This window comes from Haloimpatiens massiliensis, from assembly GCF_900184255.1.
Lineage (GTDB): Bacteria > Bacillota > Clostridia > Clostridiales > Clostridiaceae > Haloimpatiens > Haloimpatiens massiliensis.
The window spans coordinates 92,749-112,817 of the sequence record NZ_LT854639.1 but is presented as its reverse complement, the minus strand read 5'-3'; the positions used below and the strand labels follow the sequence as shown (position 1 = coordinate 112,817).

Annotated in this window: 17 protein-coding genes and 1 CRISPR repeat array (1 of these 18 running past the window's edge); of the genes, 3 read left to right on the top strand and 14 right to left on the bottom strand. The window is 29.0% G+C overall.

From position 1 onward, the window contains the following. Positions 1-6,003: a CRISPR direct-repeat array (repeat unit 30 nt; unit sequence ATTTAAATACATCTTATGTTAATGTTCAAC); it reaches 1,035 nt to the left of the window's first position. Between the two features lie 350 nt (positions 6,004-6,353). From C1715_RS06080 to C1715_RS06065, 3 genes are all read right to left on the bottom strand, one after another. Continuing rightward, positions 6,354-7,004, bottom strand: coding sequence for a pentapeptide repeat-containing protein (locus C1715_RS06080; RefSeq protein ID WP_207654965.1), 651 nt, complete (start codon positions 7,002-7,004; stop codon positions 6,354-6,356). Between the two features lie 160 nt (positions 7,005-7,164). After that, a complete protein-coding gene (locus tag C1715_RS06075; protein ID WP_102399690.1) occupies positions 7,165-7,362 on the bottom strand; it encodes a hypothetical protein in 198 nt (65 codons plus the stop codon). A gap of 183 nt (positions 7,363-7,545) precedes the next feature. Beyond that, positions 7,546-8,085, bottom strand: a complete 540-nt coding sequence (locus C1715_RS06065) for a hypothetical protein (RefSeq protein WP_102399688.1) — start codon at positions 8,083-8,085, stop codon at positions 7,546-7,548. 257 nt (positions 8,086-8,342) lie between these two features. On the opposite strand from C1715_RS06065, the gene C1715_RS06060 reads away from it, so the two are divergent. Genes C1715_RS06060 through C1715_RS06050 form a run of 3 tightly spaced genes read left to right on the top strand, consistent with a single transcriptional unit; the run spans position 8,343 to position 9,287 of the window. Next, entirely contained in the window at positions 8,343-8,843 is a 501-nt protein-coding gene (locus tag C1715_RS06060; RefSeq protein WP_102399687.1) for a DUF3990 domain-containing protein, read from the top strand. Further along, positions 8,836-9,072 (top strand): hypothetical protein, encoded by a 237-nt coding sequence (locus C1715_RS06055; RefSeq protein ID WP_035294919.1) that lies wholly within the window; start codon positions 8,836-8,838, stop codon positions 9,070-9,072. The genes C1715_RS06060 and C1715_RS06055 overlap by 8 nt, the downstream gene beginning before the upstream one ends. An 11-nt stretch (positions 9,073-9,083) precedes the next feature. Beyond that, entirely contained in the window at positions 9,084-9,287 is a 204-nt protein-coding gene (locus C1715_RS06050; protein WP_035294921.1) for a DUF3791 domain-containing protein, read from the top strand. A 119-nt stretch (positions 9,288-9,406) separates the two neighbouring features. On the opposite strand, the gene uvsE is transcribed toward C1715_RS06050, so the two are convergent. From uvsE to C1715_RS05990, 11 genes are all read right to left on the bottom strand, one after another. After that, positions 9,407-10,855, bottom strand: a complete 1,449-nt coding sequence (uvsE, locus tag C1715_RS06045) for a UV DNA damage repair endonuclease UvsE (RefSeq protein WP_102399686.1) — start codon at positions 10,853-10,855, stop codon at positions 9,407-9,409. A gap of 249 nt (positions 10,856-11,104) precedes the next feature. Next, positions 11,105-12,307: a Y-family DNA polymerase gene (locus tag C1715_RS06035; protein WP_102399684.1), complete on the bottom strand. Its 1,203-nt coding sequence runs from the start codon at positions 12,305-12,307 to the stop codon at positions 11,105-11,107. A 222-nt stretch (positions 12,308-12,529) separates the two neighbouring features. Beyond that, positions 12,530-13,273 (bottom strand): CRISPR-associated endoribonuclease Cas6, encoded by a 744-nt coding sequence (gene cas6, locus C1715_RS06030; protein WP_180964008.1) that lies wholly within the window; start codon positions 13,271-13,273, stop codon positions 12,530-12,532. 182 nt (positions 13,274-13,455) lie between these two features. After that, the gene (locus tag C1715_RS06025; RefSeq protein ID WP_102399682.1) at positions 13,456-14,145 is read right to left on the bottom strand and encodes a TraX family protein; all 690 of its coding nucleotides are present in this window, start codon (positions 14,143-14,145) and stop codon (positions 13,456-13,458) included. Positions 14,146-14,361: 216 nt separating this feature from the next. Then, positions 14,362-14,784, bottom strand: coding sequence for a hypothetical protein (locus tag C1715_RS06020; protein ID WP_102399681.1), 423 nt, complete (start codon positions 14,782-14,784; stop codon positions 14,362-14,364). 54 nt (positions 14,785-14,838) lie between these two features. After that, on the bottom strand, positions 14,839-15,255 hold the full coding sequence (locus C1715_RS06015; RefSeq protein ID WP_102399680.1) for a hypothetical protein: 417 nt from the start codon (positions 15,253-15,255) through the stop codon (positions 14,839-14,841). A gap of 193 nt (positions 15,256-15,448) precedes the next feature. Further along, entirely contained in the window at positions 15,449-16,426 is a 978-nt protein-coding gene (locus C1715_RS06010) for a type I phosphomannose isomerase catalytic subunit (RefSeq protein ID WP_102399679.1), read from the bottom strand. Between the two features lie 322 nt (positions 16,427-16,748). Beyond that, positions 16,749-17,585: a PTS mannose transporter subunit IID gene (gene manZ, locus C1715_RS06005; protein WP_102399678.1), complete on the bottom strand. Its 837-nt coding sequence runs from the start codon at positions 17,583-17,585 to the stop codon at positions 16,749-16,751. Between the two features lie 18 nt (positions 17,586-17,603). Then, positions 17,604-18,413 carry a PTS mannose/fructose/sorbose transporter subunit IIC gene (locus C1715_RS06000; protein ID WP_341457743.1) on the bottom strand — a complete coding sequence of 270 codons (810 nt, stop codon included), beginning with the start codon at positions 18,411-18,413 and terminating at the stop codon, positions 17,604-17,606. Positions 18,414-18,693: 280 nt separating this feature from the next. Then, positions 18,694-19,176 (bottom strand): mannose/fructose/sorbose PTS transporter subunit IIB, encoded by a 483-nt coding sequence (locus C1715_RS05995; RefSeq protein WP_102399676.1) that lies wholly within the window; start codon positions 19,174-19,176, stop codon positions 18,694-18,696. Beyond that, positions 19,176-19,595, bottom strand: a complete 420-nt coding sequence (locus C1715_RS05990; protein ID WP_102399675.1) for a mannose/fructose/sorbose PTS transporter subunit IIA — start codon at positions 19,593-19,595, stop codon at positions 19,176-19,178. Before C1715_RS05990 ends, C1715_RS05995 begins: the two co-directional genes overlap by 1 nt. Positions 19,596-20,069 lie beyond the last annotated feature (474 nt).

Genomic DNA, 20,069 nt, shown 5'->3' with positions numbered 1-20,069 from the left:
CAATATGTTTTAAATTTAAATACATCTTATGTTAATGTTCAACATCTATGGTTCATGTAGGAAGTAGTTTAATAATGTAATTTAAATACATCTTATGTTAATGTTCAACAACAAACAAATATAGTAATTAATAAAATAAGGGATAATTTAAATACATCTTATGTTAATGTTCAACTTAATGGTACATCCGGACTTGATGTGCCCTATGGAATTTAAATACATCTTATGTTAATGTTCAACTTAAAAGCGTAGAAGTTACCGTAAATACTTATAGTCCATTTAAATACATCTTATGTTAATGTTCAACAAAATGTATGATTTAAAAAATGGTTACGTAGATGTATTTAAATACATCTTATGTTAATGTTCAACTATAATGTCACATAAATTTATATCTAACACATATCAATTTAAATACATCTTATGTTAATGTTCAACCTAAGCAAACCTGATGATTGGAAATGCCAAGTTAAATTTAAATACATCTTATGTTAATGTTCAACTTTAAAGCAGCCTTTTCATTTTTTATTTCTTGTGATTATTTAAATACATCTTATGTTAATGTTCAACGAGGAAAATCTAAATGAAAAAAAAGATTAATGCTGGATTTAAATACATCTTATGTTAATGTTCAACAGTACTTACATCTTCTGTATATTCTCTTATAGCTATTTAAATACATCTTATGTTAATGTTCAACTGACCTCCACCAGAGAATCTCTTGTGATGTTTATTAATTTAAATACATCTTATGTTAATGTTCAACTGGTTGCTAAGATACAGATAAAAAATAATCTTAAATTTAAATACATCTTATGTTAATGTTCAACAGGAGATGAAATACTAGAGAATAAGACAATAATAGTATTTAAATACATCTTATGTTAATGTTCAACTCCTCCTTTTCTAATTTTTCTATATTGTCAATTCTAATTTAAATACATCTTATGTTAATGTTCAACAAGAGAAAGCAGTCTATATTATTTATGGACCACCAAATTTAAATACATCTTATGTTAATGTTCAACTGGATAAATTATTACAATTTCAAGGAACAATATAATTTAAATACATCTTATGTTAATGTTCAACTGTCAGCTAAAGTAAATAACGTTGTGTTATAGTCTGATTTAAATACATCTTATGTTAATGTTCAACATTTTGACCTATTCTGTGTACCCTATCCTCTGATTGATTTAAATACATCTTATGTTAATGTTCAACAAGCCTAACATCACAACCTTGGTTAATATCTACAAATTTAAATACATCTTATGTTAATGTTCAACTTGATAATTTTAAGCTGTGCAAATGGTAAGAATTATTATTTAAATACATCTTATGTTAATGTTCAACAGTTAAATATTTAATGAATGAGTTAAATGTACCTATATTTAAATACATCTTATGTTAATGTTCAACAGTTTTCAAACTCTACTTCTACATCACTATCTAAATTTAAATACATCTTATGTTAATGTTCAACCCGATTATATCTAGTATAGCATACTAACTTAATTAATTTAAATACATCTTATGTTAATGTTCAACCCATACTTGGTCGCAAATTTTTGCATAAGTAAAGCTAATTTAAATACATCTTATGTTAATGTTCAACGATTAATAAATACTTCCATTGTTTGCTCCACATCAATTTAAATACATCTTATGTTAATGTTCAACAAAAATGTTCTATATCATTATCCTTTTCACATTGAATTTAAATACATCTTATGTTAATGTTCAACAAAAAAGAGAAAAGTTAAATAACGTTTATGCCATATTTAAATACATCTTATGTTAATGTTCAACCACTGCTTGTCTAATTTTCTTGGTATTCTCTTATCATTTAAATACATCTTATGTTAATGTTCAACATTTATGGGTTAGACGAAGATATAAGAAATTATAAATTTAAATACATCTTATGTTAATGTTCAACAAGTTGCATACGATAATCATAAATGTTTTTATACTTATTTAAATACATCTTATGTTAATGTTCAACTAGTCTTCTAGCGTAAGTCTTTCTTAAACTATGTCCATTTAAATACATCTTATGTTAATGTTCAACTAACAATGAAATCAGTTTAATTGAGGTGAATAATTAATTTAAATACATCTTATGTTAATGTTCAACTTAACTATTGGTAAATCATAATCCAACTTATTTAGATTTAAATACATCTTATGTTAATGTTCAACTCCATTAAGCTGGGATGAGTTAATGAAAGTATATGAATTTAAATACATCTTATGTTAATGTTCAACTCTACATATTCCAGTTTGTCTTTCAGCTTCCATTGTATTTAAATACATCTTATGTTAATGTTCAACAAAGATAAGAATAATGGCGATAGCGCATGGAATCTATTTAAATACATCTTATGTTAATGTTCAACGGTAAATTTATTGAACAAATAGAGCCTAGAGCCTTATTTAAATACATCTTATGTTAATGTTCAACTGGAATATTACATATACATTCGGGAGGGAATAGTGAATTTAAATACATCTTATGTTAATGTTCAACTGGGTCTTTCCATTCCCCATCACCTACATATATCATTTAAATACATCTTATGTTAATGTTCAACCAAATCCGCTGTAGATAATTTAGATTTTAATATACATTTAAATACATCTTATGTTAATGTTCAACTCTCTAGCACCATGGAGCCCACCCCACCCAAATACAATTTAAATACATCTTATGTTAATGTTCAACAAATCCTATGCAATATGTTACTATGCCAAAATACCCATTTAAATACATCTTATGTTAATGTTCAACGACCTACAGCCGTTTTTAATATATAAGTTTTTGTTATTTAAATACATCTTATGTTAATGTTCAACATATTTACAAGAGAATAAAATTATGCTAGAAAATGATTTAAATACATCTTATGTTAATGTTCAACCTGTACCATCCGCACACATAGCTGCTACAAAAGCCAATTTAAATACATCTTATGTTAATGTTCAACATGGAAGGTTGTGCAGTCGTTCGATTAAGAGGAAATTTAAATACATCTTATGTTAATGTTCAACGGATTCGTTCTGTGTAGACCTTCCACGCTAACAACTATTTAAATACATCTTATGTTAATGTTCAACTGCAGCATATTTTATTTAAAGTTTTATCCATTACTTGATTTAAATACATCTTATGTTAATGTTCAACTTATTCATGTTTTATCGTAAATATTTTGTTAAATATATTTAAATACATCTTATGTTAATGTTCAACAGGAGTACACAGCATATTGTTATTTTAGTTTCTATAATTTAAATACATCTTATGTTAATGTTCAACGTCTAATGGTTGTTATTACAAAGGGTATAATTGGATATTTAAATACATCTTATGTTAATGTTCAACTTCTATTTGGCGTAAATTATAAACAGATACTGCTCCGATTTAAATACATCTTATGTTAATGTTCAACTAATAGTCAAATGGATTTACTATTAAAACGAGATCATTTAAATACATCTTATGTTAATGTTCAACATTTTACCTTCTAATATGTGCGGAGCTTCTTTATCATTTAAATACATCTTATGTTAATGTTCAACTCGATATTGTTTAATCTATTACCTATTGTTGAGAAATTTAAATACATCTTATGTTAATGTTCAACTACACAATATAATACTTCCCAATTTGAAATTGTGCCATTTAAATACATCTTATGTTAATGTTCAACAGGTGTTGCAATACCGGAAAAGTTAAAAAACATGTATTTAAATACATCTTATGTTAATGTTCAACTCTTTTGCAAATGTTACTTGTGCTTTGCTCATATAATTTAAATACATCTTATGTTAATGTTCAACGCATTGCAGGCTCTTTTAATTTTGGAGGTGCAAAAAATTTAAATACATCTTATGTTAATGTTCAACATAAACAGGCATTTAAACAAAGCCTTAGTGGCGATATTTAAATACATCTTATGTTAATGTTCAACAAAGATTCTAAGATTAAAATTTACAATGTTTGGGGATTTAAATACATCTTATGTTAATGTTCAACTAAGGTCATAAAAGGAGAATTAAACAAACGATATATATTTAAATACATCTTATGTTAATGTTCAACTTACATGGTAGAAAATATAGAGCGGATAGTAAAGAATTTAAATACATCTTATGTTAATGTTCAACTTTCTTCATCTGTTAAATCGTAAGACTCTAAAAATATTTAAATACATCTTATGTTAATGTTCAACAGTAGATGGAATAAAAGGATTTTACAAGTTTATTACATTTAAATACATCTTATGTTAATGTTCAACAGTTGCAGATGACTTCTATATTTTGTTTTTTTCCTCATTTAAATACATCTTATGTTAATGTTCAACAGAAGTAGACAAAGACTTACTTAAGGCTGCAGTAGAATTTAAATACATCTTATGTTAATGTTCAACTTTCACAATTATTCTACTTTACAAAATTACACCAAATTTAAATACATCTTATGTTAATGTTCAACAATGAATGGTCTTATGAAAATGAATGGAGAATAATAATTTAAATACATCTTATGTTAATGTTCAACTGGGTAGCCACCATGTAAGTACTTTCTTTTGTTTTACATTTAAATACATCTTATGTTAATGTTCAACAGACCAGAGCTCATAATAAATCAAAAGGAATGTTTATTTAAATACATCTTATGTTAATGTTCAACCTATTTCTAACATATCAATCCACCCTAACTTATTATTTAAATACATCTTATGTTAATGTTCAACCCTATACCATCATATACACATATTACATTCGCTGGATTTAAATACATCTTATGTTAATGTTCAACATTATACCTAAAACAGCAGCGCAAATATAAATCCTGATTTAAATACATCTTATGTTAATGTTCAACCAACTTCTATAGTTGCAGGCTCATAATTTTCTTTTGATTTAAATACATCTTATGTTAATGTTCAACAAAAACCCTTACAAATGGCTTGTACACTAGGGTTGATTTAAATACATCTTATGTTAATGTTCAACATGGAATAGCGAAAATCCTATGGAAAAATATCCGTATTTAAATACATCTTATGTTAATGTTCAACAAAAAAATAACTTAACTCCCCCAAGAAGCTAAGTTAATTTAAATACATCTTATGTTAATGTTCAACAGATAACAACACTAAATAAAAGAAAGATTTTAATGATTTAAATACATCTTATGTTAATGTTCAACGTCCAACTAGCTACTGGATCATTAGTCTCATATACTATTTAAATACATCTTATGTTAATGTTCAACTAGATTTCCAGATAAAGATCTTTTAATACAAATTGCATTTAAATACATCTTATGTTAATGTTCAACATAGGAACAGATGGTAAAGGTGGAATACTTGCTAGATTTAAATACATCTTATGTTAATGTTCAACATGGTGGGTAACAAAAGGTTATGCGGAAGATTTAGTATTTAAATACATCTTATGTTAATGTTCAACTAATAACTGTGGTCTCTTTTTTCCTTTTAGTACTGCTATTTAAATACATCTTATGTTAATGTTCAACTTATAGCAGTAGAAAAAGCATGGAATAGTCCAGAAAATTTAAATACATCTTATGTTAATGTTCAACTTTCTTGCCTTGTTATTCCTACATAATATTTATCATTTAAATACATCTTATGTTAATGTTCAACATAGTAATGACTTAAGAAGTATGCTGTATCCTTAAATTTAAATACATCTTATGTTAATGTTCAACTTGTATATCCGTCTATTTTTTGTTTTTCATTATTAATTTAAATACATCTTATGTTAATGTTCAACAAAAATTACTAGCTGATTCTATAGTACAAATGGGATTTAAATACATCTTATGTTAATGTTCAACTGTAACTGTTAATATGTATTCTCCTAAGCCTCTTTCATTTAAATACATCTTATGTTAATGTTCAACGATAAATCCCCTTATCTAAAATGTAGAAAGGAGAAATTTAAATACATCTTATGTTAATGTTCAACCACTGATTTTAAGCCATTCCAATCTTTAGTAAAATACCTCCATTTACTGATATACAACGATTCCCACGAAAATTTACCAACCGTTTCTTAATTTTATTATATCACACACTAAATATAGTGCAACGCCTCTTATATCAATACCTTACACACTACTCATTACAATTTTCACCTGGTAAATATCTTTACTAAATAATTTTGTATTATTCTAATCTAATACATTTTGTGTATATCCACATAAAATTTTAACAATTATTTAAATGCATCATTATAAAAATTGAAAAGCATAGTCAACACTTTATCTTGTTAACTCGCAATGTGTTTTTTTCCCCTTTGAAGTACCATCTCTCTACTCACTTCACCACTACCCCCAACATCTTCGCCAAATCCGCTGCCTGATACATATTTACAACTGCGCCCTTTAACTCTACTGCTTCTGAGGATATAACGATGCCCTCCAGCTGGCTTGAAGTAAAATCAATTCCTTTTAAAGATGTTTTAAAAAAGTTTGTTCCAATAAATTGAACCTTATTAAAGGAAGATGATTTTAATTTGCACTGAGTAATCAATGATTCCGTTAAGTCACTTTGCGAGATGGCAATTTTATCAAAATTTACAGAATCAAAATTGGAATACTTTAGATTACTGTCTATAATTGATACATTAAAAATGCTGCTTTCTATAAAATTTGTACCCATCCCTTTTATATCAATAAACTCACAACGATTAAAATAACCATTGCTAAAATTACTATTAGACAAATCACAGCATTTAAAAACAGTATCCATAAATGTACTTTTATCAAAAGAGCATTGTATTAATCGGCAGTTCTCAAAAATAACCTGTTTAAAACAAATGTCAGAGAAATCAACCCCCGAAAAACTTACTCCCTTTATATGCTTATAGGTAATATCTGATTCATCAATTTTGCTTTGTGATATTAACTTCAGTAGATCGTCGGTATTTTCTAACCCCTCAGCAATCCTAGGTTTTATAATTTTCATTTTTACATTTCCCCTTTTATCTTTTTCAGTTTTATAAGTATGATTAACCCACAAAAAGTATTTCATTACCTGAATTATACCTTATTTTGAGTTAATCATAAAATAAATATCTCCGTGGCGCAACCAGAGACATTTATTAATATATAAGTATCTTCATATTTTATTCCAACGTGATTTTTTTTATCATTTCTAAAGTTTTCCTATAAACCGTATCATACTCACTCCTAGTTATATCCTGCAGTCCTGATTTTAGAAATTTTTTATAATCTTCCAAACTTTGCTCTATATAAATATCTGGCTCAGTATGGATTTCCTCGTTCACTGTACCATCGTCACTTATAGTAAAAGCTGGTGGCATTTGTACTACTAATTTGCTGTTTGGAAGATAACTAGTATATATATTTTTCCTTTAAATTTTATTGAGTCTTTATATGGCTCAATATTTTGCGTTTGTTTAAATACTTTAAAGCCCTCTAAGTTATAATTATTCTTAGGTACTTCTGATGAATTAATCTGCCTTAAATGATTATTGAAATAGGAATTATGTTTCTTTTTTTGATTGTATATAATCATTTATTTCTTTTCCATTAAATTTGGTAATAATGCTGCCCACCGGTATATCTCTATTCCTAGACTTATCTACTATATACTTCCCCTCAACATACTTACATCTAATATCTGGAATATAAATACTTTTAACTACCATATCTATCCAATACTCCATCTTTTTCTCAACATCTTCATTTTTTAGTTCTTCTAGGAAATACGGATCATTAGTAATCGCAGTATGTGCATTTTGTAATGAACATATTATCTCATCTATATTTTTATAAAAGTCTAAGTCATCCTTGGACCTAGCTACCTTCCTTATAAACTCCTCCTTATGATCTAAAAATTTATAACCCAAAACTTTTTCCTTAACCTGAAAATAAGGATAATTATCCTCTAAAAAATCTAACAAAAATACCGCATCTTCCTTATAACTTTTATACATTTGGTACCTTTTATATCCGTAAAGTCCCCCTGCAATTAAAGCTATAACAGCTATAATTATTATTACTATCTTATATATTTTCTTCATAGCCCCATTTCCCCCATTCTATGTACCAGTAAACACTTGCTTTATTTTATTTTTTTACATTTAATACATTATTTACTTCTATATGTATTCTTTTTTCCCTCCTAAATTCCATTATGAATTTAGTTTAATTGAAAACAACGTCTCCCATCTCAGCAAACTTTAGCCAACAAGTAACAGTTACTATACCAATTGATTAAAGCGTATTAATAGGATAAAATATTATTAGCTATATATACTAAAAAATAGGAGGGATTTAAGTGAAAATATATCACGGCAGTGATGTTATTGTTGAAAACCCCAAAATTTTACAAAGTAATAGATTGCTTGATTTTGGCATAGGCTTTTATACAACAAGTAATAAGGAACAGGCCATCCGTTGGGCAGAAAAGGTTAGTTTAAGAAATAATACTGTTAAAAAATTTTTGTCAGTATACAACTTTGATATAGAAAAAGCACAACAGGAACTTAAAATAATAGAATTTAAATATGCTGATGAAAAATGGTTAGATTTTATAACCGCAAATAGAAGAGGCAAGGAAATTTCTCAGGAGTATGATGTTATAATTGGCCCTGTAGCTGACGATAATGTATATCTTACTGTAAAATTATTTGAAACTGGTGTATTAGACAAAGAAACTGCCTTAAAAAAATTAAAAATAGAAAAACTTTTCAACCAGATACTATTTCATACCCATAAATCATTGAAATACTGTTTATTTGATTATTATGAAGATTTAGGAGGTAATAGAAATGGATAAAATTAAGTTTAATGCGGTACTTCCAATAATATCGGCAGATCTAGTAGAAAAAATTGCTATAAAATTAAATTTATCTGATGAAGGTGCCATCGAAAAATTATATTCATCCCAACTATATGAACTATTAGAAAAAGAGGAAACCAAACTTTGGCAATACAGCACTGAAAAACTTTTAGATATGTTTTTAGAAGAATTACACCAAGGGAAAATAAATTTCCCTGAAATATGAGGTGATAAATAATGAAGAATATTATAGATTTTACAGTATTTTGTCTTGAAAGTTATAAACAAGCCCATAATATAAGTGGTAAGTCTGCACTTAAAATTTTTAATGAAAATGGAGTTTTTGATTATATTAAATCTTTTTATGATATACTTCATTCCACTGGAGAAGCATATATTGTAGAGGACATCGACATGTACATTAACTCTCACAAAAACTAGTTTTACAATCTCCCACCTATATAACTACCAGCTAGAACTTATAAAATGTAATAAATAAACTCCAGAAAATGTACCACATTAATACTGCTTAATGCTGCACTTTCTGGAGTTTATAATCTCTAATAAGCAAAATAATAACTCTCAACCAAGTACTCCCTCTCATACTTAACCGCCAATTTATAAAGCTTTTCCTTCACCTTTTGAGGGTCCTTATATTCATCCATTAAATTTAAAAAATCCCTTTTTTCCTTATCTGTAGCACAGTCTTTGAAATACCCCCATATATGAAAAGCTGTATTTTTGAAGTTTTTTTCGTTATAGGGCATTGAAAGGCACGCATCCACAAAGGAATAAAACTCCTTTAGAGAACAGTTTTCTCTCACTAGAGAACTGCATTTTTTATAAAGGGCGTATGCTTTTTCCATCACAAGATATTTGTACCTTGCCCACTCATCATAAAGCACACCCCTCTTGCCCTCATTAAATATTAAATTTGCACATTTTATGGCAGAAATATCCTTGTCTTTCACCTCTAACATTATGTCCGGCTGATATTTTTCTATTTTTTTATAGTAATTAAGGAAGTTTTCTGTTAGAACAAATTTGGAATGAGATCCACCTTTTTTATCCGTATCTTTATCTGAGTAATGTATTTTCATGGCACCATCTTCTTCCTTCCAGGTGGCCTTAATTCTTTTAAATATATCATCTATATAAACATCGCTAAATCCTGATACATATGTGTTATTGTTTATATCACATTTTATTTCAATGGCACTTTTATCATTTCCTGAACATTTGCCTGTATTTTTACTATCTGGATAGTTTTTTAGTCCTTCTCCATTTGTATCTTTAATGTCTGATTGGTTTAGATAAGTGTCATGGTAGGTACATTGGTTATAACGCCTTTTTCTCTCTTTAGCGTCTTCACAATTTACAGGTGGGTTCAACCTATGATGAAGATTATCAAATACCGCAGGTATGTTTAGTTTATTGCAGATTTCTAAAACTTCTTCTATGTTGTAGGACTTGTCATCATTTTCCAGTATGAGTCTTTTCTTAGCACTTGGCGATAATTTTTGAAAGTTATCCACAAATCTTTTCATGGAAAGCTTTTTATCACCATAAACTCCACCTATGTGTAAAACTATTTTGTGGGTATAATCAAGCTTTAGGGAATCTAAAAATTTGCAATGATACTCTATGTCTCTTAAACTATTATCTAAAACCTCGCTGGAAGGTGAATTTAAAACTGTATACTGACCTGGGTGCATGGAAACCCTTACCCCCTGCTCCTTTATATACTGCCCTATTTCACTTAGCTGCTTTTTAAAAATCTCCCACCACTTTATATTATTTATCTTGTGACTTCCAAAGGGAATTATATCTGAACTTATCCTAAAAAGATATATGCCATTTTTCACATTACACTGTAATATGTTTTTTAAATCCTCTATATTTTCTGAAACACACTTATAGAATCTATCCTCAGAAAAGTTTCTTATCATAAAGCTCCTAGTAGTCTTGTAAGGCACTGTTAAAGGAATACAAGCATATCCTATTTTCATGTAACTCAACCCCTTTTCATTGCTCAATTTTCAATGCTCAATGATCAATTAAGTTTCACCCCTCTAGTCTCTCTTAAAACCCCTCAACTCTCCACCTGCAATTTATATTTGATGTTTGATATTTATTATTTTATATTTATTATTTGCATCCTACCCTCTCCGCTCTTACTTATCACTTATTATTTCTTACTTATTACTTATTACTTATTACTTATTATTCCTTACTTCTTACTTCTTACTTATTACTTCTTACTTCTTACTTCCCTTCCCCTTCAAAAGACACGACCTAGTAACCACATCACTGCCATACTTTTCTTTAAGCTTATCTAGGGCACTATCCAGCGCCTTTTGTTTTTCATTCTTCTCAATATCAAAAAAAGATGGCTGATAATATTCATGGTCTGTTAGTTCTGAAAGATATATGCCTAATTTTCTAATGGGTGCACCATCCCAAAGCTCATCGAAAAGCTTCAGTGCCACGTCCATTATGGTCTTGGTGGAATCTGTAGGGGTAAAAAGCTTCTTTTGTCTTGAAAATGAAGTGAAGTCGCTTAGTCCTATATTTACTGAAACCACATAGCAGCGATTTTCAGACTTTCTAAGCCTCACGCAAAGCTCCTCACAAAGGGATATTAAAATCTTGTGTGCATTTTCTCTATCCTGCACATCTGAAGCAATAGTGGTAGAGTTGCCCATTCCCTTTGACTTCACTCTAGAATTCTCATCTACTGGTGAGTTTTCAATGCCTCTAGCATAATTCCAAATGGTAACTCCATGACTTTTAAGCTTATCTCTAACTAAATTTACATCATATTTAGCCAAATCCCCTATGGTGTGTATATTCATTTTATGTAGCTTTGGCACTGTGGCTTTTCCAACCATAAAAAGCTCCTCTACAGGAAGAGGCCACATTTTTTCTTCTATTTCTTCTGGATACAAGGTATGCACCCTATCTGGTTTTTTAAAATCCGATGCCATCTTAGCCAAAAGCTTATTTGTTGAAACTCCAACATTCACAGTAAATCCTAGTGCATTTTTTATATGGTCTTTTATCTTATAAGCTAAATCTAAAGTTTCATTTTTACCTTTTACCATGTTTGTAAAATCACAAAAACACTCGTCTATGGAGTATCTTTCCACTAGAGGAGTGTAACTTTGCAATATTTTCAGCATATCCCTACTGTATCTAAGATACATTTCATGATGCGGAGGAACTATTATAATGGAAGGACATTTTTGAACAGCCCAGTATAGGGGTTCTCCTGTTTTGATGCCAAATTCCTTAGCCATCTGAGACTTAGCAAGTACCACTCCCCTTCTACTTCTAGGATCTCCTGCTACCACTGAGGGAATTTCCCTTATATCCTGTCCTCCTTCATTCTTAAGCCTCTCCACCGCCTCCCATGATAAAAAGGCGGAATTTACATCTACATGAAAAATCACTCTATTCAACGCAAATCCTCCCTTTACATACCCTCTATTATACATATTTCACATTTTTTAATGCTAAAATGTCATTTTACTTATGTTTTTTAATTATCAATAATCTAAAACTTTAAAAAATTTTAACTCACAGCAAATTTTACATATAAAATTGTTAAATGTTTTAGCTACCTATAATTTCTACACATCATTACTCGCTGATCTGTCTGAACATAATTACATTACTAGGTTTTAGTTCTCTATAAGTTCTACGCATCCAAATCCTTGAGAATTTTTAGCTCCTATACCTGCTTGGTAAGCTAAATTTAAAAGCTCTTTACTGCCCCTCATTACAAATTCTCCACTCCAGCCTTTTATCACTATTCCCCTATATATAATTACACTTTCCTTAGGTTTTTTCCTACTTAAAAGTTCTATAGAGAATCTGTTGTCCTCTGGCAACTTGCCATAATATGATTTATACTTATTTATTAAATTTTTTCTTATTATTTCGCTGAATTCTTTTTCATAAGGACTATAATAACGTGTTTTGTTTTTTTCCTCTTCCTTAAATGTACTATATACAGTTACAGGTGATTTTGTATACACCCTTATTTCCTCTCCAGTTACAGAATAAAGTGAGGTTTCTATGTTATCTATTTTTATTTCTTGATTTAATACATTCATACTTTCCTTCATTACCAATGAATTTACTATATTTGAAAGAAATTTATCATCGTAAGAAGATATAAGTAAATTCACTCCACTATAATAAGTTATTTTTTTATTCTTAACGTCCATAGTAAATTTTCCTTGAAGCTTTGAGAAAGTATATAATTTATGATTTTTCACATTTTTTTTAAATTCTTCATCATGAATAAATTTGTTCTCTCCTACATTTCGTAACCAATTCAATATAGCTCCATTTATTATATGATTGTACTGAATAGGTAGCTTTATAGGTTGTTTTAATTCTAAGTTTATAGTAGCTCTCATCTTAATCCTTCCTTCACTTAAGGTACATGAAAAAAATAACAAATCAAAGATGCTGGTATATTTTGTGCCAGACAAGGAAGCAGATTCCGCCTTTGGTGATAATGGGCGGGTTCTGCTGATGCAGTATGACGAAAAATAAACTAGCATACTAACTTATTATTTATTTGAATGTGCCTAATTCATTATACTATACTTTTAATCATCCATAATATCATAAGATGCACAGGATAAAATCCATAAAATAGATATTTCATACTTCTACCTCTTTCACCATTATATCTTTTTATAAAAAATAATGATACTAGAGAAACTGCCTGCATACTCACTCCTATCAATGTCATAAAAATCCACGTGCCATCTTTTCCTTTATTAAACGCACTTAAAATAGTTATTAAAAATATAACTGACACAAATATTACATTTAAAAACACCTGTTTCTTTGCCATAGTTTTAAAATCTTCATGGTATTTATAAAAAAGGTATATAGTAAATACTCCATATAATCCATAGTCTGTGTTAATTATTTGTGCCAAAATACCAATAATCCATATAATACTTATACTTCCCTTTTCGTCATAAACTTTTATAGCATAAAGCCCTAAAAATAACGTAAAGAATATATTTAAATAAAGTACATTTTTAAAAGCTAAATAAAAAGGTATTTGAGATATAAGTGCAAACACAAGGAGCCTTTTTTGGTATTTTTTAACATTACTTGTTTTTATATACCCTTCACTTATGAAATAAGCAAAAATAGGGAACGCTAATCTTCCTATGACTCTTAAAATGCGCACTTTTGGAAAAAGCAATGCTCCTGTGTGATCTATTAACATAATTATTATGGCCATTAATTTAAGTTGTGCCCCGTTCATAATTTTCCCCCACTTTTAATTATTATAACTAAAAACAAAACAAGCATTTGCGGGTAGAGATATAACCTACAAATGCCTAGTTGAACTCCCCCTTAATTTATAACGCCTAAGCGAGAGATTCTTGGTATATCCAATAACTTTTTGTAATTTATAAATTACCAAGCACACAAATAGCAGTGGTTTTAAAGAATACCTTCAAAGCAGTGAGTTTATATTTTAATTTCTTTTTAAAATTATTCTGCTCCAATCCCATTTATACTTTGGCTTTGCCAGTTCTCTTTTAAATTCTATTTTAAAGTTAAATGTCAATAAAATTGTTGCTAGTAAGCATCCATATCCTATAGATATAGTCTTTATCATACTCTTTATCATTTTCACTATGTTATTATTAAGCATCTTTATAGTTCTATCCTCTAAAAACTCACCTTGAAGCTTTATTATTTCCTTTAACTCATTAGCTTCAGCACACTTCACAACACCATTTATGCTTAAAAGCAAGCAAGCCACTATCAGTCCTATAAATAATATGTTTTTGATATCATTATAGCTAGCTACATATTTTATTATAAAACTTCTAACAAAAAATACTATGGATACCAGTATAAGAATTAAATTTAAAATCATCAAAAGATCAATCATAAATTTTCACCCCAATCACTATGAAAAACCCTTTTGTATATATAATATATACATTTATTTTTTATCATTTATTTCATCCCAACGCCACTTTTTCTTTGGTTTTCCTATATTGTTCTTTATCTCTTTTTGAATATTTTTAAATACACCATAGCTAACAACTAGCGAAACAAATCCAACCAAAGTACTTATAATAATGCTATTTTTTCCAAATTCTATGTGGGATTCTATAATTATTCTTTCCTCTACGGGTATCTCTTTAGTAATTTTCAAATAATCCATTTGCCCTTTAGTAGCACTCCCCTGCCATACGCCGTTTAATGTGCAAATTAAAGCCACTATTAAAAACCCTATATATACCATATTTTTAAATCCGTTATCACTGCCTTTAAATTGAAATACAAATTTTTTAAATATAAAAGTAGCACATATAATAGCCAAAATTACATTTAGTACTATTATAAAAGTTACCATAGAATCCCTCCAAAATAATACCCATTTGTACTATTATACCACTTTTGAATTTTTCTGAATATTAGGAATTAATAATTTTCAAATACTTTTCCTATGTTTTCATAAAAATTCTATTTTATTTTACCTTATATCTCAATTTTAACATAATTGTATGAAAGTAACCATATTCTATAGGGGTTTATGATACTTTTTTCTACTCTATTTCTGTTAAAATTTCTTTTTCTACTTCTTCTATATTTGGAAGATAACTTTTTAAAAGTTTCATTTTCCCCTTTAAAGTGTAATCCCCAAGGAAAGCAGGTATTAAAATGCTATCTCCTTGTTTTATGTTTTCTTTTCCTTCTTTATATAATATTTCTCCATTACCTTCTACACAGGTAAAAGCAAAAAATCTTTCTTCATTACTTTTTTCCATACATTGTTTTTCTATATTATATAACTCTAAAGAGAAATCTTTGCAAAGGCATAAATAGGTCTTTTCATACCCTTCTTTTTTAACTTTTATTCCGTCTCTTTTCTTTCCTTGTAAGTTTAAGTCTATAACATCTAGAGCTTTTTCTATGTGTAGCTCTCTTCCTCTGTTGTAGTCATAGACTCTGTATGTAGTATCACTGTTTTGCTGTATTTCAGCTATTATAACTCCTTCTCCTATGGCATGGATAAGTCCACTTTTTACAAAGTAAACCTCTCCTTTTTTAACAGGTATTCTGTTCATATATTTGTCTAAGTTTCCATTTTCCACAGCCTTTTGAAACTCTTCTTTGGTACAGTGTTCTTTTGTTCCCACTACCAAATTAGCTCCTTCAAAAGCCTCCACCACGTACCAAACTTCTGTTTTTCCCATTTCACCTTCTACTTCTTTTGCATAAGTATCATTTGGATGTACCTGTACAGAAAGTTTATCTTTTGCATTTATAAGCTTTATTAAAAGAGGAAACCACTCTTTATGAATTTTGGTTCCTATTACTTTCTCCTCATATTTTTCTATAAGTTCATCTAGTCTGGTTCCTTTAAATTCTCCATTAGCTACTACACTAGTACCGTTTTTATGACAAGCTATATCCCAGCTTTCACCTATATTTCCTTCTGGAAGATTATCTCTAAATTTTTCAAAATCCCTTCCACCCCATATTTTTTCATAATATAAATTTTCAAATTTTAATGGATACATTATCTCTCACTCCTCGTATTGTATCTATAATTATATTATACTATGATTAACCCACAAAAAGCATTATATTACTTGAATTATGAAATTTCTCTGGAATGACTTGCATAAGAAGCGAAGGAACTGTTTAAATTTATTGTTCCGAGCTTTTATGCAAGTCATGGAGGAGAAATTTCATAATTTCACTACATTGTACCTTATTGTGGGATAATCATACTATAATATCATAAAACTTTTACTAAGACTCTAAAAAAGACTCTAAAACAATTATAAACTGAAAAAAGGGGCCAGAATTTTACTTCCAGCCCTTTCTTCAAATTATTGACTATGCTAACCAGCCAAGTTTGAATCCTATTATACCTATTGCAAACAATCCAAATATTATCCAAATTGGATTTACTTTTTTCTTTAAAAGTTTCATACATAAGAATGTTAATAGTAATGGTACTAATCCTGGTAATAATTGATCTAGTATACCTTGAACTGTAGTTTCAACAACTTTACCTTGTTGATTAGTTATTCTTGATATGACTACTGGTATGTTTACAGTAGTCCATTTACTTACTAGCGCTCCCATTACGAATAATCCAAGTATTGAAGCTCCTTCTGTTAATTTTTGAAGTCTGTTTCCACCCATGTCTTTAACTATATCAGTACCCTTTTTATATCCATACTCTATTCCATACCATCTAAATCCTAAACGAACTACGTTAAATAATAGGAAGAATAGTAAAGGTCCAAGTATGCTTCCACCCATAGCTATTGATGCACCAAGTGCTGCAACTACTGGTCTTAAAGTTCCCCAGAATATTGGATCTCCAACTCCTGCTAAAGGTCCCATAAGTCCTATCTTTACACCATTTATAACACCATCGTCTATGTCAGCTCCATTAGCTCTTTGCTCTTCCATAGCTGATGTAACTCCAAGAATTGGAGCTGTTACGAATGGTTGCGTATTGAAGAATTCTAAGTGTCTTTTTAATGCTTTCTTTCTCTCTTCACCTTCGTATAATCTTTTTATTATTGGTATCATTGAAAAACAATATCCTAAAGCTTGCATTCTTTCAAAGTTCCAAGAACCTTGGTGAAAATTTGAACGAATGAACATATTTATACGATCTTTTTTAGTTATTTTCTTTTCTAAATCCTTATAATTTTCCATTCTAAACCCTCCTTCTTCCTAATCTAATTCATCGTCTAAATCATCATCTAAATTTGATTGTACGGCTCCCGCTGGCGCTGATGCCACTTCTACTTTGTTGTATTTTGGATTTAATTGAATATATACTATAGCAAACACTGTTCCTAAAATTCCTAGAGCAACTAAGTTAAAGTTTGTAAATGCTGCCACTACAAAACCTAAGAAGAAGAATGGCATTAAGTATTTTGCTTCCATCATATTTATAACCATGGCATATCCAACAACTACTATGAATCCACCGGCAACCCCAAGTCCTCCAGTAATCCAATCTGGTATTGCACTAAGCATATTTTGAACTACATTTGTTCCAACGAACATAGCTACTAAAAGTGATGGTATTGCCACACGTAATGCTTGTATTAATAAAGCTCCTATATGACATCTATCTATTCCTGCAAGATTCCCTTCTTCAGCATATCTGTCAGCTCTGTGCTGGAATACGACTGTTATAGTTCTTGCAAATATAGTTAAAACTTGACCAGCAGCTGCTATTGGAATTGCTACTGCTATACCAGCTCCTATGCTTTGCTTTCCTGCTATAACTATTATAGTGGAAATAATACTAGCAAGAGCTGCATCTGGTGCCATAGCCGCTCCTATATTCATCCAGCCTAAAGCCATCATTTCAAGAGTTCCACCTATTATAATACCTGTCTTTAAGTCTCCCAATATAAGTCCTATTAATGTACACGCTACTAGCGGTCTATGGGTTTGAAATTCATCTAAAACACTACCCATACCAGCGATACATGCAACTATGAATACTAATATAATTTGTATAGTGCTAATTCCCATTATTTAGCCCTCCTTTTATTTTTGAATTGAATTTTATATTAATTTTTTATAAACTTAAATTTAGTAAAAACCTTTACACATTAATAGTTACACCTTAAATATATTGCTCTTTTACAGTTTTTCTTTAATTTATTAATTTGACTATTAATTAACATTATTATAAAATTTATTTTAGAGTAAATGATTGAAATCATTTCTTTTTTTGGTATAACTTCATAATATGTAGGGCATATTATGAAGTTATACTTTTTTATAGGAATACTTATACAGCTAACTAAAGCTTTTGTATTAATGGCATTATGTCTACTTTTGAATCTGTAGATACCTTTCTTATTTCAAGTTCTATTCCTTTTTCGTTAAGCTTTTTAAATGCTTCTATATCTTTATCATTTACAGAAACTGCTCCTGTTATTTGTTTTTTTCCTTCTTTAAAAGACATTCCACCTATGTTTACACTTTTAATATCTACTCCATTTTCTACTAGAGTTAAAACATCTGATGGATTTGTGAAAAGAAACATAACTCTGTCATTTTCATACTTAGAATTTTTATAAACTCTAACTGCTTTTGCTAAATCTACTACGTGTGCCTTTATTCCTGGAGGCGCCACTTGTGTTAATAAAGTTTTTCTTATTTCATCGTTTGCCACATCATCATTACAAACTATTATTCTTGAGCATCTAGTTTCTTTTGTCCATATAGTTGCCACCTGTCCATGAATTAATCTATCATCTATTCTTGCTAATACAATGTTCATTATAGATCGTCCTCCTCTTGTGAATTCATTACTTCTTTAAAAATTTTTATACTTTCCATTCCACTATTTTTAGCTACATTAACTAGTTCTTGTAAATTTGAAAAACTTCTTGAACCATAAACTTCTAAAAGCATTGGTAAATTTACACCTGTTATTATGTCCATATTTTCTTTTCCTAATGCGATTCTACTAGCTGCATTAAATGGACTTCCTCCAAAAAGATCTACCATGAAAAGTACTCCATCCTTAGTATCTAAGGTATTTAAAAGCTCATTATACTTATTAATAAGATCTTCTGAACCTTCGCCTGGCTTAAAAGTTACATATCCTACATTTTCTTGCTTTCCAAAAATCATTTCTGATGACTTAAGTAGTTCCTCAGAAAAATTACCATGTGTTCCTATTATTATGGCTGTCATTATTTTTCCTCCTTTATATTAACCTACCTTCTACTTTTTACATATTATTTTTATAGATAAATTATAAATTGCTTTATATACTTTTATACTTACATTTCAACTTTATTTATCTCTTAGTTTGTCTAATATTTAAATTTTATTGTCTTTTAAATTTATTTTTGCTTACTTTTTTAAATTTATGCTTTGTTTAACCCTTTACTCCATATTAATTCTTTCTTGTACATATATATAGCAAAGTCTATGCCAAAAAAGTGTATCAAAAAAACGTCCTTAGTAAACCTTTTGAAAAACTTACATAAAGACGTCTTATTTTTTTAATTTTAATACTTTAATTAAAATTTTGATACACTGTTTTCATTTTTAATACACTTATTACTTCCTTTAATCACATTACATTTCACTTTAATACTGCACTACCTATTACCTCTTACTTCTTACTTCTTACTTTTTACCTCTTACCTACTCTACAAATTC

Coding starts and splice junctions, on each gene's coding strand:
- cas6 (WP_180964008.1), bottom strand. CDS start 13,273: ATGAGAGCTACTATAAACTTAGAATTAAAACAACCTATAAAGCTACCT.
- C1715_RS05995 (WP_102399676.1), bottom strand. CDS start 19,176: ATGAACATTGTATTAGCAAGAATAGATGATAGATTAATTCATGGACAG.
- C1715_RS06015 (WP_102399680.1), bottom strand. CDS start 15,255: ATGGTAACTTTTATAATAGTACTAAATGTAATTTTGGCTATTATATGT.
- uvsE (WP_102399686.1), bottom strand. CDS start 10,855: ATGAAAATAGGATATGCTTGTATTCCTTTAACAGTGCCTTACAAGACT.
- C1715_RS06050 (WP_035294921.1), top strand. CDS start 9,084: ATGAAGAATATTATAGATTTTACAGTATTTTGTCTTGAAAGTTATAAA.
- C1715_RS06065 (WP_102399688.1), bottom strand. CDS start 8,085: ATGAAGAAAATATATAAGATAGTAATAATAATTATAGCTGTTATAGCT.
- C1715_RS06020 (WP_102399681.1), bottom strand. CDS start 14,784: ATGATTGATCTTTTGATGATTTTAAATTTAATTCTTATACTGGTATCC.
- C1715_RS05990 (WP_102399675.1), bottom strand. CDS start 19,595: ATGACAGCCATAATAATAGGAACACATGGTAATTTTTCTGAGGAACTA.
- manZ (WP_102399678.1), bottom strand. CDS start 17,585: ATGGAAAATTATAAGGATTTAGAAAAGAAAATAACTAAAAAAGATCGT.
- C1715_RS06025 (WP_102399682.1), bottom strand. CDS start 14,145: ATGAACGGGGCACAACTTAAATTAATGGCCATAATAATTATGTTAATA.
- C1715_RS06080 (WP_207654965.1), bottom strand. CDS start 7,004: ATGAAAATTATAAAACCTAGGATTGCTGAGGGGTTAGAAAATACCGAC.
- C1715_RS06055 (WP_035294919.1), top strand. CDS start 8,836: ATGGATAAAATTAAGTTTAATGCGGTACTTCCAATAATATCGGCAGAT.
- C1715_RS06075 (WP_102399690.1), bottom strand. CDS start 7,362: ATGCCACCAGCTTTTACTATAAGTGACGATGGTACAGTGAACGAGGAA.
- C1715_RS06010 (WP_102399679.1), bottom strand. CDS start 16,426: ATGTATCCATTAAAATTTGAAAATTTATATTATGAAAAAATATGGGGT.